The sequence below is a fragment of the Microbacterium gilvum genome (genome assembly GCF_039543865.1).
Lineage (GTDB): Bacteria > Actinomycetota > Actinomycetes > Actinomycetales > Microbacteriaceae > Microbacterium > Microbacterium gilvum.
Genome location: NZ_BAABKO010000003.1, coordinates 74,216 through 91,851 on the forward strand (window position 1 = coordinate 74,216; position 17,636 = coordinate 91,851).

19 protein-coding genes and 3 tRNA genes are annotated in these 17,636 nt (G+C 67.8%); 15 read left to right on the forward strand and 7 right to left on the reverse strand.

Annotated features, from left to right (window positions below; all coding sequences use genetic code 11):
- Window positions 1-3: 3 nt before the first annotated feature.
- Both ABD998_RS09505 and ABD998_RS09510 read left to right on the forward strand, forming a co-directional pair.
- The gene (locus ABD998_RS09505) at window positions 4-1,059 is read left to right on the forward strand and encodes a hypothetical protein (RefSeq protein ID WP_345438439.1); all 1,056 of its coding nucleotides are present in this window, start codon (window positions 4-6) and stop codon (window positions 1,057-1,059) included.
- Complete coding sequence (locus ABD998_RS09510; protein WP_345438440.1) at window positions 1,059-2,219, forward strand: M23 family metallopeptidase; 1,161 nt, start codon at window positions 1,059-1,061, stop codon at window positions 2,217-2,219. Before ABD998_RS09505 ends, ABD998_RS09510 begins: the two co-directional genes overlap by 1 nt.
- Here ABD998_RS09510 and ABD998_RS09515 read toward each other — a convergent pair whose 3' ends face one another.
- Complete coding sequence (locus ABD998_RS09515) at window positions 2,220-2,654, reverse strand: hypothetical protein (RefSeq protein ID WP_345438441.1); 435 nt, start codon at window positions 2,652-2,654, stop codon at window positions 2,220-2,222.
- 303 nt (window positions 2,655-2,957) lie between these two features.
- Between ABD998_RS09515 and ABD998_RS09520 the strand changes: the two genes are divergently transcribed.
- From ABD998_RS09520 to ABD998_RS09555, 8 genes are all read left to right on the forward strand, one after another.
- Window positions 2,958-3,428 carry a hypothetical protein gene (locus tag ABD998_RS09520; protein ID WP_345438442.1) on the forward strand — a complete coding sequence of 157 codons (471 nt, stop codon included), beginning with the start codon at window positions 2,958-2,960 and terminating at the stop codon, window positions 3,426-3,428.
- Complete coding sequence (locus ABD998_RS09525; RefSeq protein ID WP_345438443.1) at window positions 3,422-5,674, forward strand: hypothetical protein; 2,253 nt, start codon at window positions 3,422-3,424, stop codon at window positions 5,672-5,674. The genes ABD998_RS09520 and ABD998_RS09525 overlap by 7 nt, the downstream gene beginning before the upstream one ends.
- A 69-nt stretch (window positions 5,675-5,743) precedes the next feature.
- Window positions 5,744-6,568: a M15 family metallopeptidase gene (locus tag ABD998_RS09530; protein WP_345438446.1), complete on the forward strand. Its 825-nt coding sequence runs from the start codon at window positions 5,744-5,746 to the stop codon at window positions 6,566-6,568.
- A 3-nt stretch (window positions 6,569-6,571) separates the two neighbouring features.
- On the forward strand, window positions 6,572-7,039 hold the full coding sequence (locus tag ABD998_RS09535) for a hypothetical protein (protein ID WP_345438448.1): 468 nt from the start codon (window positions 6,572-6,574) through the stop codon (window positions 7,037-7,039).
- Complete coding sequence (locus tag ABD998_RS09540) at window positions 7,036-7,383, forward strand: hypothetical protein (protein ID WP_345438450.1); 348 nt, start codon at window positions 7,036-7,038, stop codon at window positions 7,381-7,383. Before ABD998_RS09535 ends, ABD998_RS09540 begins: the two co-directional genes overlap by 4 nt.
- Entirely contained in the window at window positions 7,380-7,613 is a 234-nt protein-coding gene (locus ABD998_RS09545) for a hypothetical protein (RefSeq protein WP_345438452.1), read from the forward strand. The genes ABD998_RS09540 and ABD998_RS09545 overlap by 4 nt, the downstream gene beginning before the upstream one ends.
- A 67-nt stretch (window positions 7,614-7,680) precedes the next feature.
- Complete coding sequence (locus ABD998_RS09550) at window positions 7,681-8,394, forward strand: hypothetical protein (protein WP_345438454.1); 714 nt, start codon at window positions 7,681-7,683, stop codon at window positions 8,392-8,394.
- Window position 8,395: 1 nt separating this feature from the next.
- Window positions 8,396-9,586: an SGNH/GDSL hydrolase family protein gene (locus ABD998_RS09555; protein WP_345438456.1), complete on the forward strand. Its 1,191-nt coding sequence runs from the start codon at window positions 8,396-8,398 to the stop codon at window positions 9,584-9,586.
- Here ABD998_RS09555 and ABD998_RS09560 read toward each other — a convergent pair.
- Window positions 9,576-10,250, reverse strand: a complete 675-nt coding sequence (locus tag ABD998_RS09560) for an SGNH/GDSL hydrolase family protein (RefSeq protein ID WP_345438458.1) — start codon at window positions 10,248-10,250, stop codon at window positions 9,576-9,578. The two genes, ABD998_RS09555 and ABD998_RS09560, sit on opposite strands and share 11 nt — an antisense overlap.
- A gap of 237 nt (window positions 10,251-10,487) precedes the next feature.
- On the opposite strand from ABD998_RS09560, the gene ABD998_RS09565 reads away from it, so the two are divergent.
- A complete protein-coding gene (locus ABD998_RS09565) occupies window positions 10,488-10,775 on the forward strand; it encodes a hypothetical protein (protein WP_345438460.1) in 288 nt (95 codons plus the stop codon).
- A 142-nt stretch (window positions 10,776-10,917) separates the two neighbouring features.
- Here ABD998_RS09565 and ABD998_RS09570 read toward each other — a convergent pair whose 3' ends face one another.
- Entirely contained in the window at window positions 10,918-11,589 is a 672-nt protein-coding gene (locus ABD998_RS09570; protein ID WP_345438479.1) for an NYN domain-containing protein, read from the reverse strand.
- A gap of 150 nt (window positions 11,590-11,739) precedes the next feature.
- On the opposite strand from ABD998_RS09570, the gene ABD998_RS09575 reads away from it, so the two are divergent.
- On the forward strand, window positions 11,740-11,979 hold the full coding sequence (locus tag ABD998_RS09575; protein WP_345438481.1) for a DUF3263 domain-containing protein: 240 nt from the start codon (window positions 11,740-11,742) through the stop codon (window positions 11,977-11,979).
- 683 nt (window positions 11,980-12,662) lie between these two features.
- On the opposite strand, the gene ABD998_RS09580 is transcribed toward ABD998_RS09575, so the two are convergent.
- The 3 genes from ABD998_RS09580 to ABD998_RS09590 all read right to left on the reverse strand — a co-directional run bounded on the left by ABD998_RS09580 (window position 12,663) and on the right by ABD998_RS09590 (window position 12,990).
- Window positions 12,663-12,735 (reverse strand) — tRNA-Phe (locus ABD998_RS09580).
- A gap of 64 nt (window positions 12,736-12,799) precedes the next feature.
- Window positions 12,800-12,873, reverse strand: a tRNA-Asp gene (locus ABD998_RS09585).
- Window positions 12,874-12,917: 44 nt separating this feature from the next.
- Window positions 12,918-12,990: transfer RNA gene (locus ABD998_RS09590), tRNA-Glu, on the reverse strand.
- Between the two features lie 211 nt (window positions 12,991-13,201).
- Here ABD998_RS09590 and ABD998_RS09595 point away from each other — a divergent pair.
- Window positions 13,202-14,680, forward strand: coding sequence for a peptidoglycan DD-metalloendopeptidase family protein (locus tag ABD998_RS09595; protein WP_345438483.1), 1,479 nt, complete (start codon window positions 13,202-13,204; stop codon window positions 14,678-14,680).
- 63 nt (window positions 14,681-14,743) lie between these two features.
- Here ABD998_RS09595 and ppa read toward each other — a convergent pair whose 3' ends face one another.
- Entirely contained in the window at window positions 14,744-15,280 is a 537-nt protein-coding gene (gene ppa / locus ABD998_RS09600) for an inorganic diphosphatase (RefSeq protein ID WP_345438485.1), read from the reverse strand.
- Window positions 15,281-15,369: 89 nt separating this feature from the next.
- On the opposite strand from ppa, the gene tilS reads away from it, so the two are divergent.
- On the forward strand, window positions 15,370-16,404 hold the full coding sequence (gene tilS, locus ABD998_RS09605) for a tRNA lysidine(34) synthetase TilS (RefSeq protein ID WP_345438487.1): 1,035 nt from the start codon (window positions 15,370-15,372) through the stop codon (window positions 16,402-16,404).
- Complete coding sequence (locus tag ABD998_RS09610; RefSeq protein WP_345438489.1) at window positions 16,401-17,597, forward strand: hypothetical protein; 1,197 nt, start codon at window positions 16,401-16,403, stop codon at window positions 17,595-17,597. Before tilS ends, ABD998_RS09610 begins: the two co-directional genes overlap by 4 nt.
- The last annotated feature ends 39 nt before the right edge of the window (window positions 17,598-17,636 follow it).

Here is a 17,636-nt window from a genome sequence, read left to right on the forward strand (position 1 = left end):
GCCATGTGGCGTTTCTACGTACATGACACGATCTCCGGCGCAAGGCTCGTGGAGGTCTTCCCCTCCGCGGGGTCCTGGGCGCGGCGACTGACCGGTCAGGGGCAGGGGCAGCACACGTTCGTGTTGACAGACTCGGAGACAGGTTTCTCCCGGGCGACGTGGCGAGACCTGTTGCGGGACAACGCGCGCACGCTCTTGGTCTGCTGGGAGGAGACCCCGGTGTACGCGGGAATGATCCTCTCTTCCGCGTACGACCGTTCCACCCGAACGGTGACGGTCTCTCACACTGAGATCCGGCACATCTTCAAGCAACGCCTGACGTTCGGCGTCAACCAGTACGTCAACGGCGATCTGACCATCACCAACAAGAACGCGAACGGTGTCGTCAGGGCCATCTTGCAGCGCGCCACCCAGTGGTCATCCGAATGGGCGCTACCTCTCGACCTCCCGGAGAACGAATCGGGGACGTTGAGCCGGTCGTGGAAGAAGCACCAGGTGCTCACCATCGAAGACCTCCTCGGGTCCGTGGAGGAGGAGGGGTACGAGATCGAGTTCCGGCCCGCTCTCACGTCTGGCGTGTTGCGCTGGTCGGTGCGGGTGGGACGTCCCATTTCGGGAGGATTCCGGGACTTCAACCTCACCGCCCCGGAATGCCCCATCACGGACCTGAAGATGACGTCGGACGGGTCCAAACGGCTCACGGGCGTGTTCGTGTCAGGAAACGGAACAGGGCCCGACATGGTGACGAACTGGGCGGGTTCAACCACAGGAAACACCATCCCCATCCGGGACGCCTACGAGTCCTCGAAGGACACCCGCAACGCCACCCGGCTGGGCGAGATCGCCGCCGCGTTCCTCGACTTGTGGGATCTCCCAATCGAGCAGTACAGCTTCAAGATCCAACTGGGCGACGAAACGCCAAACGCGTTCTTCCCCGGCGAGCGGGTCTACCTCGAAAGCCAGGGAGACCCGTGGATGAATGACGGCCGCACAACGCTACGGGTCATCGCTCTGAGCGGAGACATGTCTCTCGCGATCACCCCGGAGGTGCAGATCTGATGGTCGATGACCTGTCTGATGCGTGGGCCGAGATCCGCAAGATGCAGAAGAAGATCCGGCGTCTTGAGAACACGACGATGTTGGAAGACTCCGCGATCGAGAACGGCCGCATGCGGTTCATCGGCGGCGAGCTGCGGCTTGATTCCGGTGCGACGCTGACGCTCATCGGGACGATGAACGCGAACGGGACGGTCAACATCACGGGCCTGCTGAACGGGTCTGGTCAGTTGGTGTGGTCGGGTTCGGTGGAGTTCACTGGCCCGTGGAACTTCGAGGGCGACGGGACGATCTCCGGTGACGTCACGGCGACAGGGAAGTGGACGCAGAACGGGCCGATCGACATCAACGGGGCGTGGTCCCTGGATGGCGATGGGGATATCACGGGTGACGTCGACCTGACGGGCGACATGAACGTGGTCGGCGGCGGGAAGATCATCGTCGGCACGGGGAGCAACATCGTGCAGTTGGACAGCACGTTCAACTCGCCCCGTGCGAACTTTGGTCTGTCGCAGATCGTAGGGTCACCTACGGGACAGTCCTTCACGTTCACGATGCCGGGCAGCACGGATGTCATCTACTTCACGAACGGCACCATCCGAATCCCGAACATCCAGGATCTGCCGAGCGGAACCGCAGCGAAGTACGTCGTCGCGGACTTGCTGGGGAATCTGTACCTGTCGTCCGGCGTGGGCGGCGGCGGAGACCCAGAGCCTGGCGAGGATCTGGGGAACTTCCAGTGGCCGTTCCCCCTCACGTCCGTCACGAGTGAGTACGGGCCGCGCACGACGCCCTACACGGGCTTCCATGAGGGCATCGACTTCGGCATCTCCCCGGCGGTCGCGGGTGCCCCGATCATCGCTGCTGGTGACGGCGTGGTCGCGGTCTCGCAGGGCGGTTCTCCGTCGACGGGATGGGGGAACTACGTTCGCATCACGCACACGCTAGACGGCGGGCAGCAGGTCTCCACGCTCTATGGACACATGAACGCAACCCCGCTCGTTGGGGTTGGCGCGACCGTGACGAAGGGTCAGGTCATCGGCTACGTCGGCAACACCGGCAATAGCTTCGGCGCGCACCTGCACTTCGAAACGTGGATGGGCACCAGCTACGGCACGCACATCAACCCGCGCTCATTTATGGCCGCCTATGGGCCTGAGTGATCAGCAGAGGTACTCGTCAGCGATCCGGGCCAGGTTCGAGTTCGCGACCGTCCCGCCCTCCGCGAGCGGAGTCGTCGTGTTGACGTGCCCGCCGTTTGCGAGGTCTTCGCAGACGTACCAGCCTGCCTCCATCAGTTCCTGATCCGTCTTGACGATCTGCCATCCGCGGAGGCTCTCGTCGGCAGCGGCGAGGTAGGCGGATTCGCTCTCGCTGTAGGTCGCCTCGGGCGTCGGTTCCGGCGTCGGTTCGACGGTCGGCGTGGGCGTTCCGGTCGGTTCCGTGGTGGGCGTCGGCTCCACGGTGGGCGCGGTCGTCTCGACGGCGACGGTCTCGACGGGTGCGGGTTCGTCCTGGCTGGTGAGTGCGTATGCGCCGACACCACCAGCGACGACGACTGCCGCGGTCGCAGCGGTGATCCAGGCGCTTTTCTTCATGCCCGCAAGAGTACCGAATTTCATAGGGGGCCGATATGGCTGAATTCTCGATCCCGCGTGGTCTGCCGGGCTTCAATGCGGTCGAGGCGGATGCGGCTGTCGCGGCTGCGGTCAGTCGGCATCGTCGACGACGCGCACGGGTGGTGCTATCTGCCCTGTTTCGAGCTTGTACACGGCTTGTAGGACGTCCGCCGCGAACACGTACAGGCCGTTGAGCGCTGGGTGTCAGGGACCACCCATCCATCTTGCGGCATACGCCGCAGTCAACCAGGTGTCGCGGGTGTGCGATAGAGGGAGGTTGCCATGCCTTTGGTGACTTTGACTGGCAACGTGTCGGAGCATGGCCTGGCCATCCTGCCCGAGTCGTTGCAGCAGCGTCTCTGGCTGGTCCCCAACAAGGGGCACATCAAGGGTTCTAGGGCACTGGATGGCCAGCCCGTCCTGTGCGCGTTGAACCGTGCGACAGGGGCGTTCACGGCTGATGTGTGGTCGACGCTCGAACCGGACCTGTTCTACACGCTGCGCGCTGACTGGCTGATCCCTGGGCAGGAGTCTGAGCCTTCCGAGGAGCGGGCGAGGGCGTTCTTCGAATGGCCGGTGCCGATCTTTCCGGACACGGGCGGTCCGATCGGGGATCTGGTGGAGATCATCGCGGGTCTTGGGCTCGTGTACGTGTCCGATGCGGTGGCGGAGAACATGTCACCGGTCCCTCGCTATCAGCTCGCATACAACCCGTCCACGACGTGGCTCTACCAGAGGGAGATCACATGGTGACCGAGAAGCTGACCCCGATCAGCTACCTGCGTGGCCCGGAGGGCGCGAAGGGCGTGAAGGGGGACACGGGTACGTTCGCTGGGGCGAACGCGGTGTCGGTCGCGGCGGAGCAGCCGGCTGAGGTGTTCTTGACGGGCCCCGAGACTGCTAAGGTCGCGAACTTCCGCATCCCCCGCGGCCTGCCTGGGACGAACGCGCTCGCGAACGATTCCGCGTTCGCGACATACATCGCGGCTCTCGACTCTGAGACTCGCGCCGCCCTCGAGGGCGGGTTCACCCCCAAGGGGGTGTTCTACGTCAACGTCGCTGACGTCGGTGCACCGATGAACGGTGTGGATGATGATGCGGCACCCATCAACGCGGCAATCAATGCGTGGTCGGGGTCGTTCGGTGTCCTGAAGCTCACCGCCCCGCCTGGGTCAACGATCCGCTCATCGGGGATCGTCGTGTCGAAGAAGTCTGTGATCGTCGACTTCTCCGGCTCGCATGTGGTGCGCACCGCGGCGCAACCGATCTTCACGGGCGAGGGCGAGTGGGGCCCGAACATCTCCGTGGGAGGCGTGACGACCAACTCTCTGAACTCGGTCCTCACGGTGGCGGACGCTTCAGGGTTCGCTGTGGGAAACATGGTGAAGGTGTTCTCCGACAACGTGATCTCGGATGCTCGTGATGAGGGCACCGGGTCTGTTGGGCGGCAGGGTGAGTTCGCAGTCATCACGGCGATCAGCGGGAACACGGTCACGGTCGTGGCCCCGCTTCTCGACACGTACGACCTGAACGTGAGGGTGGCGAAGTTCATCCCGCATCACATCGAGTTCCACTTCGGGACGGCGGACTTCGACGCGGCATCCGGTGGTGGCGCGGGAGGCACGTTCAGTGGGCGGGTTATGTTCCGCCTGCGTTCCCTCCCGTTCCCCGCGGTCACGGGGGACATCCTCCGCGCACCTGGCCCCGCGGTCTACCTCGAGTCCACGTACGGGGCGCGGGTGGATGTGTCGGGTGCGAACCTGCCGGAGACGGACGGGTACGTGGTGGGGTCGTACTCCTCGGTGGCGTCGGACCTCAGGATCAACGCCAACCGGTGCCGTCACTCCTACACGGATGGCGTGTACCCGTTGGCAACGGGCGAGACGAGCGACCCGGGACGGTACGGACGGTCGATGTTTGACCGCATCACGGGCGCGTCCATGGCTACCACGCAGGCTTCGTGGGACACCCACCATGGTGGCTACGGTCACCTGTTCTACGACATCTCAGCTACGGGTGCCGGCGCGTCCGGTGCGCCACTGTTCTCGCTGCGGGGCCGGTCGCACACGATCGCGAACCCCTTCGCGAACGGCGCACAGGTCGGGTTCCGCATCCACGATGAGGGCGTGGGAACGTGGGCGACGTCTGAGGGGCATCGGATCATCGGGGCCACCACCCGGAACGTTCGGCAGCCGATTCAGATCGCTTTGTCGCAGATCATGGATGTGCGGCGCGGTTTCACGGTGTCGATCGATGGTGGGGACTTCGACGCGACCGGCGCGGCGTGCATGGACATCGCGAACGGCCGGGTGCTGCTCAACGGGTGCCCGACGTTCCGCTACACCGGGTTGACCGTGCCCTCGACGTCGAACCTCATCAACGTGGGCAACGGCGAGGTTCGAGGCAGTGCCCGCATCGTGGCACGCTCGATCACCTCGGGAACGCTCACGGAGATCATCAGCTTCGGGACGCTGTCGTCGGGGTTCCAGACCGTAGACCTCGACCTCGACCTGGTGCTGTCCGATTGGGCGTTGCTGAACACGACGTGCGTGATCCGGTGGGCCACGGCACGCGGGGAGGTGCGGGCGAAGGTCAACGACGCCACTACCATGCTCCCCCAGGCGGGGAACACGCAGCGCGCCCCGTTGCAAGTCGCGACACTCCGCGCGCTGCGCACGAACGACGCGGCGTCGTCGTCCGCGTTCCGGGCGCTCACGGTCACCGCGGGAGCGAACCTCACCCACTGGTCGGGCGACCCGGTGATCCTCTACCGGGTGCGCGCAACGTCGGCGGCAACGGCGGGCGAGGTGTACGCGGGCGCGTTCGCGGGGCAGCAGATGGTGATCTACTGTCACACCGGTTCCCCGGCCGCGGTGACGATCCCGCACGGCGCCTCGTTCGGGACCGACCTTGGCGGTGCGAACGTCACCCTGTCGCCCGGACAGTCGATGCGTCTCATGTGGGACGGCACATCCGGCATCTGGGCGCGCGTCGCCTGACCCCACCCATCCCATGACGGAGCCCCGCCCCACAGTGGCGGGGCTTCGTCGTACCCGAGAGGAAGCCGAATGGCTGAGACAACTGTCCGCATCGATGGGTGGCCGGTCGCTGTGGGCACCGCCCTCGCGTTCGCGACCCTCAAGAAGGCTTTCGACACTGCGTTCCCTGGCATCACCCTGCACGTCTACAGCGGCTACCGGTCGTACGACGACCAGGCGAAGATCTTCCTCGATCGGTACGTGCCGCAGACGGTCGGGACCGGGCCGTACGGGGATGTGCGCTGGTGGAACGGTATCCGGTACGTGCGCACGTCTGGGGAGGGCACGGTCGCACAGCCGGGCACGTCGAATCACGGCAACGGCCGCGCACTCGACATCCGCGACTCCGGGTCCGGAGCAGGCGTCACCACTGCGGGGAACGCCCGATCGAACTGGATTCGCGCCAACGCCGCCCGCTACGGGTTCGACCCCGCCGGGTACGGGTTCGGGGAACCGTGGCACATCGAACTCGCCGCCCACCTAGACCCATGGGCGGGCGGCTCCGACAACATCCCTGCGTCATCCGACGCGGACACCATCCCCGAGGAGGACGACATGGGAACGATCGACAACGAGCACCAGGTGAAGCAGCTGAAGCAGGCCGCGGACTCCGCGAAGCAGGCGGTGGAGACCGCGAACACCGTGAAGAACGCGGTCGGCCGCATAGAAACGGAGGAGCTCCCGAAGATCCGAAAGATCGCGGAGGCCGCGCTCGACGCGGCGAACAAGACGAAGGTCGCCGCCGGTCACGCGTCGAAGGCGAACAAGAGGATCGAAGCGAAGCTCGACAAGCTCCTGACCGCGGAGGGCGTCGATGTTGCGTCGCTCAACGCGCTCTTCGACTCGGGGGAGTGACGGGTGCGCCTGCTACGGCGGTTGTGGCGGGCGTCGATCTGGCATCCCGAAGCGATCCCCGCGGACGAGTGGAAGTTCCGCAACCTGAAAAGGGTGTGGCTTCCCCTGTACGACTGCATCGCGATCTACGCGGGCATCCAGGCGATGCTGTACGGCTCCACACTCCTGAACCGGCTGTTTCCTCCCGAGTGGGTTGATTCGCTCGGGCTGCTGTTCACGTTCGTCGCGACCGTCGCCCTCCTCGGGGTGGCGTTTCCCCGACTGTATGCGGTGGAGATCGCGGGGAAGGTCGTGCTCGTGGGGTTGGTCGCCGGGTATGTGGCGGCGATCATCTTCTTCTCCCGTTCCCCCGAACCGAACACGTTCGTCGTCGGCATGCTCGCGTTCGGTCTCCCCCTCGCGATGTTCCGACTGAACCTGCTCGGTGAGGAGATGAAGGAACGCCGTCAGGCACAGTTGGGGGTCGCGTGAACGAGATCATCATCGCCATCGTCGGTGGCGCGTTCCTCCTCATGGGCGGTGTCGTCACCTACATGGGGACGAAGGGGAAGACCCGTGCGGACGCGAAGACCGCCCTCGACGCCCGGATCGATGCCCGCCTGAACCATGAGCTCGAGCGGGTGTACAAGCGGCTCGACGAGGTGGAGAACGCTGCTGTCCGGCAGGCGTCCGCGTTTGCGCGCATCCTCCGTCAGATCGCCCGCCAGTGGACCGGCGACCCCCATGGGCCCGACCTGGACCCGGACGACATCTCAGAAGTTGAAGACACCATCCCGCCGGCTTGGATTCGGCGGGCACGTAAGGAGACCCCATGACTCTTCCCACGCAGACCCCGAACGTTGTGATCGAGAACCCGAAGGTTCGTAAGATCGCCCGCACGGTGCTGGACACGATCGGTGCGGCCCTGGTGGTGACGATGGCGGTCGACGCGGCAACGGACGCGTTCAACCTGCTCGCGGTCACCACTCCGACGCTTGCCGGGTGGGGTGCCGCTCGTGCCGTGTTCGGTCTGACGGTCGACAACAGCAACACCCCGAAGGCCTAACCCGGCCTGACCACCCTCTCTGACGCCCTCCATGTGGGGGCGTTTCGTGTTGGCCTGAGGAGGCAGCATGGCTTTTCCCCCTGACATCGCGACGAGGGTGGTCACTCTCGGTGGTGCGATGAGTATTGAGTCGTCTGCCCTGTTGAAGGTGCGGGTGACGGTGTCCTCGTCGAAGTCCCTGGTGTGGGATGCGACGGGGTACCGGTTCGAGCGTGTCCCGGACGTGAAGACGTCGGAACTGGGTTCGGAGGTGTCGTTCATCCTTCCCCACACGGACGTGTCGGGGTGGAAGGACGCGGAAACGAACCAGCTGATCGACGTGTCTGCACCGAACTCGTACACGCACCGGTACACGGCGCTCGTGGAGATCCTGGACGAGCAGAACCGGACGATGCGGAAACTCACCCTCGGGCCGTTCGTCGTCCCCGATGGGGAAGGGCCGATCGACCTCGACAAGACCGTCCCTGCATCCACCGTCGCAGGTGATGTGATCGCGGTTCCCGACCTGTGGGGGCAGCTTGTCACGGAAGCGCAGACGGCCGCGGAGGAAGCTGCACAGGCCGCGACAGACGCCACCACAGCAGTCGCGCCGGTCGCGGATGACGTGGACGACCTGAAGACCCTCACCACCACGGGCCGGCTGTCGGAAACCGAACTGGACACCCATTTTGTTCGGTTCGTGGATCAGAACGGCGACCCGCTCCCGGCCGGTTCCGTGACCACGATCCACGTCAACACCGTGACCGGCGACATCGACGACATCACGTTCGAGGAGGCCTGAGATGGCGTACATGCGTGACGCGCACGGGCGTCGACTCGACTCGTTCAAGGTCGCGGATGCGCGCTCGGACCTCATCCGCCACGCACCCCCGCGCACGCAGGTGCGACGCGTGATGACGACCCCGCCGACGATCACCGTCTACTCCGGCAACTCCACGATCACGGGTGCCGCGGCACCGCAGATCGACCCCGTGACCGCCATGCCCGACTGCCTCGTCGGCGGTGCGGGATGGGCACACCCGACGAACGGCTGGAACGCCGCCTCGTGGTGGCGCACCGACCGCGCCCTGGACGTCAACGGGCTCACGGTCGCCGGGTACAAGATCATGACCTACTGCGACCAGGCGAAGTACGAGGCGTCGTTCTACATCCCGTCCGGGGCGACGTATCGGGTCAAGGTCGACGACGAGTACGTGACCACAACCGCGACGTCGTTCGGCGTCGCGGGCGCGACCAGGTGGCTCCAGCTCGACTTCGGCACTGCCGCGCTGCGTCGCATCGTGATCGAGACGACCGCGCTCCCGATCGGCCTGAACACGTCCGTGACGGGCACCATCTGGCCCGCCCGCCCGCGCGGCCCCCGAGTGATCGCGTTCGGGGACTCCTACACCGGCGGCGCGACCGGCGCGAACGGCGCGGCATATACGACGTGGCTGTCCGCGATGGCCGACACCCTCGGGTGGGAGGACATCTACCAGAACGCGGTCGGCTCGACGGGCTACATCGCCACGGTCGGCGGGCAGCAGAACAACACGCTCGCGCAGGTCGCGAAGGCTGTCGCGGCGGGCATCCAGCCCGACGTGGTGATCGTCTCCTCCGGGCACAACGACAACGGCACGCCCACCGAGATCGCCGCCGCCGCGGTCCCCGTCTACGCCGCCATCCGTGCCGCATGGCCGGACGCGCTCGTCGTCGCAGCGGGCCCGTGGTTCGTCGGCGGTGCGGGGCAGCTCGCGACGTGGGCAGCACGGGAAGCGGCGATCTTTTCCGCCGTGGACGCGGACGTGTTCATCCCTCAGGCGACCGGCCCCGGCGTGCCGTGGTTCACCGGGACGGGGCGCGTGGGCGCGACGACCGGCGTGGGGAACTCCGACGCCTACGTCTACAGCGACGCCGTGCACCCAACCCAGGCCGGGCACGACTACGCGGGGGTCCGGTTCGCGGAAACCCTCCGTGAGGCGCTCAGCTCGTAGAGGCGGCCAGCCACTCCTCAACGACGTCGTCCATGCGGTCAGCGAGGACGGCGTGCCCTGCATCGTTCGGGTGCACGCCGTCCCCGCCGATGAGCTCGGCATCCTCCGTGAGCCATGCCAGCGACGAGACGTAGCGGAGACCTTGGTCAGCGGCAACGCGCGTCAGCGCGGATTCGCTGTCGAGGATGTTCTGAGGCGGGTCGGCGGTGATCCACGTGGGTCCGACGATGATGATGTCGGCGTCGGGTGCGACCTCTCCCAGGCTGAACACGGTAGCGGTCGCGGCGTCGTAGACCTCCTCGGCCGTCGCGACATCGTTGCGGCTGCCGTAGATGATGACCAGGTCGCTGTCTGCGGGAACGTCGGCGGCGAGCTCAGGGAAAGTGGTGTCGTTCGGGCCCGGCACGACGTAGCCCGATCCGCCGCTCGCGATGACGTCGATGGGAACGTCGAGCGCTCGCGCGACCAGGTAGGGCCACCGCGCTACCTCACCCGAGTCCTCCTCGGAGCCTCCGGTATACGAGTCCCCGAGCGCGGCAATCGACGGCCGCGGCTCGGTGGTTTCGACCGGAGCGGGAGTGAACCGCGGCGCGGACACCGCCGGGGGTGTTGAGCCCTTGTCGAGCGCGAGGTATGTGAAGACGAGAGCGAACACCGCAGCCACCCCGAGGATCGCCCACTGCCACCAGGGGTGCTCGGAGAGGATGCTGTGCCGTTCGCGCGCCATGCCGCCCAGGATACTGCCCGGGGGTTACTGCCCCGTGACTCACCTATACACACAGATCGCCCCCTCCCATTCTGGGAGGGGGCGGTTTCGTGTTCCGATGAATCTTCGACCCGATGAAGCCCAGGCACTTAATCGTGGCGAACGCATGTCTGAGACTCGGCGTAGCATCCCTGCATGTCCATCCCACAGCCGCCGTACCACGTGATGCTCATGACCCAGGAGATCAACCCTGGGCACTGGTTGTTCGGTGACGCCAACTCGGGCACGATCGCGGACATCGAACTGCGCAGGACGAACGTCGGCCCCAGATACCGGATCACGATGGCGGGCGAGGTGATGGGGTGGACGACCACCCTCAAGTCCGCCTGCGAAGGGGCATGGGCGCGTCACGAGCGCATGCGCGCGACCGTGTACGAGGGTGCACCGAACCGACCCCTCCCGCGCCCGTCAGTGACCCTCTGAGCGGTCCCCGAAACGCACCACACCCTCCGGCCACTCAACCCGACACCCGCGGCACTCCCACCCTCGTGGATGCGCGTGCAGCACCGTCCCGCACGTCGGACAGTGAGGTTCTACCACGTCGCCCAGGAAGTCCACGACAAGATCAGTACCGACGCGGCGGACCGGGGACGGGGCGGACTGGTCGTTCTGCTGGGAGGGCGTAATCAGTGTCGTCCGTCACGCCCCAGTAGTCCTGCTGGGATAGCCAGTGACACCAGAGCGGGCCATTCGCGCGCCTGATGCGCAGAGGGCGAGAATCGTGCTGCCCCTTCCACGCGGCCACCTCAACCCGAGGGCCATCCTCGACTTTTACTGCGGTCTCGATCGCTGGCAGAAGGTCGTAGTCCGCAGACATCACAATCGCCGCATCCATCAACCCCTTGTGGGCGAGGGTCACGAGGTCCACGGCAAGCGCGACATCCACGCCCTTCTCGCGAGGCTTATCGCATCCAGGTTGTCCCCAGTTCTCCGGATAGCGGAGATCCGAGTAGAACGGCAAGAGCTTGTTGTTCCGCGACCAGTTCGAGTCCTGGCGACGGAAGGCCTGGTACCCCTTCGGGTCGTGTTGCTGAGTCGGGCGACCGCGGTACACGCGTATCTGCTCGAGCTCGGCGATTACGTCGTGGTGCTCCTCATACTTCCTCTGGAGGACACGAGCCAGGTCGATGGGATCCACCTGCCCCTTGTAAGCGGGACCATCGTTGCCTTCGAAGGTCTCCCGCGCACGCTTGTACACGTTCTGCCAATCGAAGAAGACGATGAGACGCTGGGACACAACTGCTCCGAGTAGAAAAAGCCCCGCCGTGCGGCTAGGCCGGACGACGGGGTGGATTGGTCCTCAACCTAACAGGGGCAGCTGGACACGGAGCAAGCGGCCTGCATCCCGGGCGTGTCGCATGTCCGTGGTTCATGCGACCATACCCGCATGGACGCCGCCACCCTCATCGACTTCGAACGCACCCACCCACGACACAACGGGTGGAAAGAAGAGACCATCCGTGGACAGCTTGGCATCACCCCAGCCAGGTACTACGTGCTCCTCCACAGGGCCGCGGGAAGCATCGACGGCATCCGACACGACCCGGTCACGTGCCGGCGCATCCGCGCACGGGGCAGAGACGCCTCAGCCCTTGTCGCGGATCGCATACCAGCGGTGCGCGAGTGACCGAAATGCCTGCACTTCCTCTGAGTCATGGCCTCGTTCCTCGGCACGCTTGTACGCGCGCCACCACGCCCTGCCGTACTCATTGGCCTTCTCTGGTGAAGCTGTTCCGGTTGCCGGAGGGACGCTCGGGAACCGCTCTGGCAACTTAGCGGACACTCGCCCCGGCGTCGGCAGTCCTGCTGCCTTACGCATCACCCGGAGCCAGGCGCGCTCTTCCTCGTCAGCACGTGCTCTCGCTCGTTCCTCCGCGGCGGTCGCTTCTCGCATGTCCTCGTCTGTTGCGACTCGGTACACGGGCGCGAGGTCTAGTACGCGCGTCTTGCTGACAGCCTCCCCGACCGACGTGATTGCAGCTTCAGCGTGCCGTCCGTCCCCTCCGCGCACGAAGACGCGATCTCCTACGCGCGGTGGTGTTGCAAGCGCCCACTCGTAGTCATAAGTCGTGCGACTGTCGGGGATGGGGCCCGTGAGGGGGCAGAACACGACCTGCACGACGTAACGTCTCGTCCCGGACGGCTGGCGCGCCTTCGCGCCTCTCAGCAACTCGAAGAACTTCATAGCCAACGATCCCACAACACGCCGAGACTGGTAGCCGAAACAGATCGGATACACGGGCGGCTACACCAGGCCACTGTGGGTGTAGGTTGAGACGAGAAAACCCCGGACCGAGCCGGGGTTTCAAGTGGCTCCGACGGGCGTCGATCCCGTGACCTCACGATTTTCAGTCGTGCGCTCTACCAACTGAGCTACAGAGCCGTGCGGCATGTCTGCCGCTTCCTACCCGAAAGGCCTCCTCGAGAGGAGGCCTTTCGGTGTGGAGCGACCCTGACGGGACTTGAACCCGCGACCTCCGCCGTGACAGGGCGGCACGCTAACCAACTGCGCTACAGGGCCATGATCGTGCTTTCGCACACAGTTTTCAATTGTATCAGCTCGTGTGACCCCAACGGGATTCGAACCCGTGCTACCGCCGTGAAAGGGCGGCGTCCTAGGCCGCTAAACGATGGGGCCGGGGGTGAACCACCGGGGCTCACGCTTGCCGACGATCCAGCATACGCAGACGCGGATGAAAAATCCAAACTCAACCCGCGCGCCGGGCGTGCCGCGGCCAGGATGGCCCCCAGGATGGGTGGCGAACCATGCCCCGGGACCGAACTCGGGAGTGCCGGATGTGACGCTTGTTGTTACTGTTACCTGTGTGATTCGCGCGGAAAGGGGTGTCATGGGCGCCGAAGAGACTGCCTCGGAGGCGTGCGACTGCGCTCCCACCGCCGCGGAACGCCGCACGCTCTGGAGCCCTGTCTCCCGACGCAACGCCCTCGTGTTCGGCGCGCTCGGCATCGCGACGGCCTCCGCGCTCGTCGCCACGAGCCCCTTCGGGCCCGCAGCGCACGCGGTCACCTACAACCCCGACGACTACCCCACGTGGGACGACGTCGAGGCGGCCCGCAACGACGAGTCGGCGAAGGCCGCAGAGGTCTCCCGCATCGAGGGACTCATCGCCGGCCTCGAGCAGCGCGTCGCCGAGACCCAGGCCGCCGCGAAGGCCGCCGCCGACGAGCTCTACGAAGCCCAGCAGGCCCTCTTCGAGGCCTCGTACCGCGCCGACGAGCTGCAGCGCCAGGCCGACGAGCAGGCCGTGAAGGCGGATGAGGCCGCCGCGACCGCCGCGCGCCTCGCCGCCCAGCTCGCCCGCTCCGGCGGCGACGACACCTCCCTCGAGGTGCTCTTCGCGGGCTCCGCCGAGAACGCCGACCAGCTCCTCACGCAGCTCGGCCAGATGGACAAGCTCATCGAGCGCAACGAGTCGGTGTACGCCGCCGCCGTCGCCGCGCGCGACTCCGCCCAGTCGCTCAGCGACCAGGCGCAGGTCGCCCGCGACGAGCGAGACCGCCTCCAGAAGATCGCGGAGGAGAAGCTCGTCGCCGCCCAGGAGGCGCAGGCCGCCGCCGAGCAGGCCCTGGCCGACCAGGAGGCCAACCTCATCACGCTCGAGGCGCAGCTCGCGGCCCTCAAGGACACCACCGACAAGACCGTCGCGGAGTACCAGGAGGGCGTCGAGGCCAAGAAGGCCTACGAGGAGGAGCAGCGCCGCATCGCCGAGCAGCGCGCCCGCGAGGAGGCCGAGCGCCAGCGCAAGGCCCTCGAGGAGCAGCAGCGCCAGCTCGAGGAGCAGCGCCAGCAGGAGCAACAGCAGCAGCAGAACAACAGCGGCGGAGGCGGCGGCTCGGAGGCCCCGGCGAGCACGGGCGGTGGCGGCGGCTCGTCGACGCCCGCCGCCAACGGCTGGACGCACCCGCACCCCGGCGCCACGCGCACCTCGGGTTACGGATGGCGGTCGCAGATCTGCGGCTCCAGCTACTGCTCCACCTCGTTCCACGCGGGCGTCGACCTCGCGTCGGGCTGCGGATCGGGCATCTACGCCGCCCACTCGGGAACCGTGGTCTACGCCGGCTACAACGGCGGCTACGGCAACTACATCAAGATCGACAACGGCGACGGCGTCGGCACGGGCTACGCCCACATCGTCGACGGCGGCGTCCTCGTCGGATACGGCCAGTGGGTGAACGCGGGCGACCTCATCGCCCTCGAGGGCAACACGGGCAACTCCTTCGGCTGCCACCTCCACTACGAGGTCTACCTGAACGGCGCGACGACCAACCCCATCGACTACATGGCGGGCGTCGGCATCTACGTCTGACGACCCGGATACGCGAAGGGCGCCTGCCGATCGGCAGGCGCCCTTCGCGTATCCGGACGGATGTCAGGAGCGGGTGTCGGGCAGCTCGCCCTCGCCCTGCGTGCGCGTCTGCGCCTCGTGCTCCTCGAAGCGCACGTACGCCTCGGCGATGAGACGCTCGGCCTCCGCGGCGTCCGCCCACTCGTCGACCTTGACCCACTTGTTGGGCTCGAGGTCCTTGTAGTGCTCGAAGAAGTGCGCGATCTCCTTGCGCGTGTACTCCGGCAGGTCGTCGACGTCCTGGATGTGGTCCCAGCGCGGGTCCTTGGCGATGACGGCGACGACCTTGTCGTCGCCTCCGGCCTCGTCGCTCATCTTCAGCACGCCGACCGGGCGCACCTTCACGCCGACGCCGGGGAACACGGGGAAGTCCATGACGACGAGCACGTCGAGCGGGTCGCCGTCCTCGCCGAGGGAGTTGTCGAAGAACCCGTAGTCGGTGGGGTAGCCGAACGTCGTGTAGAGCACGCGGTCGAGGAACACGCGGCCCGTGCCGTGGTCGACCTCGTACTTCACGCGGCTGCCGCGCGGGATCTCGATGACTGCGTCGTACGCGCCCATGGCGATATCGCTCCTCAGAGAAAGGGTGTGGACGACGTCCAGCGTAGCCGGGTCGCGGTCGGCGCCGTCGGCGCGGCTACCGTGGAGGCGTGCTCGCTCCCGCCATCGCCGCCGTCCGCCTCGCCGTCCGCACGGCGCTCGCGCCCTTCGAGGGCGCCGACGCGACCGTGCTCGTCGCGCTGTCCGGCGGTGCCGACTCGCTCGCCCTCGCCGCCGCCGCGGCCTTCGAGGCGCCCCGGCTGGGCATCCGCGCCGTGAGCATCACGGTCGACCACGGCCTGCAGGCCGGCTCGGCGGATGTCGCCGCGCGCGCGGCCGAGCAGGCGCGCGCGCTCGGGATGGCCGAGGCCCGCGTCGTCCGCGTCGACGTCGGCTCGGAGGGCGGCCCGGAGGCCGCGGCGCGCGACGCGCGCCGCGCGGCACTGCGCGCCGCGGCCCTCGACACGGGGGCGGCCGGCGTGCTCCTCGGCCACACCCTCGACGACCAGGCCGAGACCGTGCTCCTCGGCCTGGCACGCGGCGCAGGGGCCGGCAGCCTCGCGGGGATGGCCCCCCGCCGCCTCGACGAACGCGGGCTCGCGTGGCTCCGCCCGCTCCTCGGCCTCCGCCGCGACGACACCGGCGCGTTCTGCGCCGCCTCCGGCCTCGACGCGTGGGACGACCCGCACAACGTCGACGACCGCTTCTCGCGCGTGCGCGTGCGGCGCGCCATCCTGCCCGTCCTCGAGCGCGAGCTCGGCCCGGGAGTGGCGGAGGCGCTCGCGCGGACCGCCGAGCAGCTGCGCGAGGACAACGAGGCGTTCGCCGACATGATCGACGAGGTCATCGAGGACATCGTCGAGCACGTCGAGGCGGGCATCGCGATCTCCGTCCCGGCGCTCGCGGCGAACCCTCCCGCTCTCCGGCACCGCATCATCCGGCACGTCGCGCAGAGCGAGTTCGGCGTCGCCCTCACCCGACGGCAGACGCTCGAGGTCGCGCGCCTCGTCTCCGACTGGCGCGGGCAGGGGCCTCTCGACCTGCCGGGCTTCACCGCGGCGCGCACGGCCGGCCTCGTCTCGCTCGTCGCGCGCGCAGACGACACCCCCTCAGCGGACACCACCGTGGAGGGCACCCCCGCATGAGCCCCGAGCCGCGCCGCATCGAGCCGCTGCCCGTCGGGCCGGCCCTCGCCGTCGTCGCGGGCCTCGGCGCCGTGACGATCGGCACCTTCGCGGCAGCCGGGATCGCCTTCGTCGTCGTGCTCGTCGCGGGCATCGTCGGCGAGGAGGCGATCGGCATGCCGTCGGTCCTCGACGTGCTCTCGCGCTCGCTCATGGGCGGCGTGCTGCTCGCCGTCGGCGCGGCGCTCCTCGTCGAGCTTCCGCGCGGCATCCTCGAGCGCCGGATGCGCCTGCGGGCCGCCGAGCGCCGCGGATCGGGCCCCGACGCGCCCCGCCTGCCGCGCGCGGAGGACCGCGCCCTGCGTGAGGAGCCCTACGGCGGGCTCCTCGTGCTCGCCTGGTTCGCGGTCGTCCTCGGCCCCGTCGTCATGCTCGTCGACCTCGTCTCGGGATTCGACTTCGACGGGATCGCCCTCGGAGCCGGCGCGGCGATCACGCTGGGCGCCGTCGGCCTCTTCTTCGCCCACGGCGGTCTCGCACGCCGCTGGACGGCCCGGGTCGAGCGCGTGCGCGGGCCCGGTCCAGGGACCCGCCGTCGGGGCGGCACCGCGCGAGCCGCGACGCGTCGAGCGGGTGCCGCGACGAAGGCGATCGGATGGCGCGTCGTCACCGGGTTCGCCCTGCAGCTGGGGGTCTACGCGTTCTTCGCGGGCGTCATCCTCCGCCAGCCGTGCCGTGGCTGCGATCAGATCGACTACGGCGGAGGGCCGATGGAGGGCGTCGTCGACCTGCTCGTCGGCCTCGGCGGCCTGCTCATCCTCATCCCCGTCGCACTGCTCCTCGCCTCCACCGTCCCGTTCCTGCTGCGCACGGCGCGCGCCGAGCGCCGCATCGTGCGCGACGCCCGTGCGGGAACGCTGCAACGCTCCGACGACGTCCTCTCCCAGCTCACGGCACCGGGATGGCTCACCCGGCTCGCGTACGGGCTCGCCACCGTCGGCGCGCTCCTCGTCCTCCTCGGCATCGCGCCGTGGACCGCGCTCGTCAACGACTCGGCGTCGGAGGACGACGTGGGGGCGCTCGCCGGTCTGTCCGTGCTGCTCGCGCCGGGCGTCGGCGTCCTCGTCGCCGGGCTCGCCGCGGGCATCGCGGGCGCCGTCGACAGCCGGGCACGCAGGGCGGCCATCCTCGCCGCGCTGGGCGACGTCGGCTGATCCCGCTCATCGCGTGCGGCGGCCCGCCAGGGGCGGACC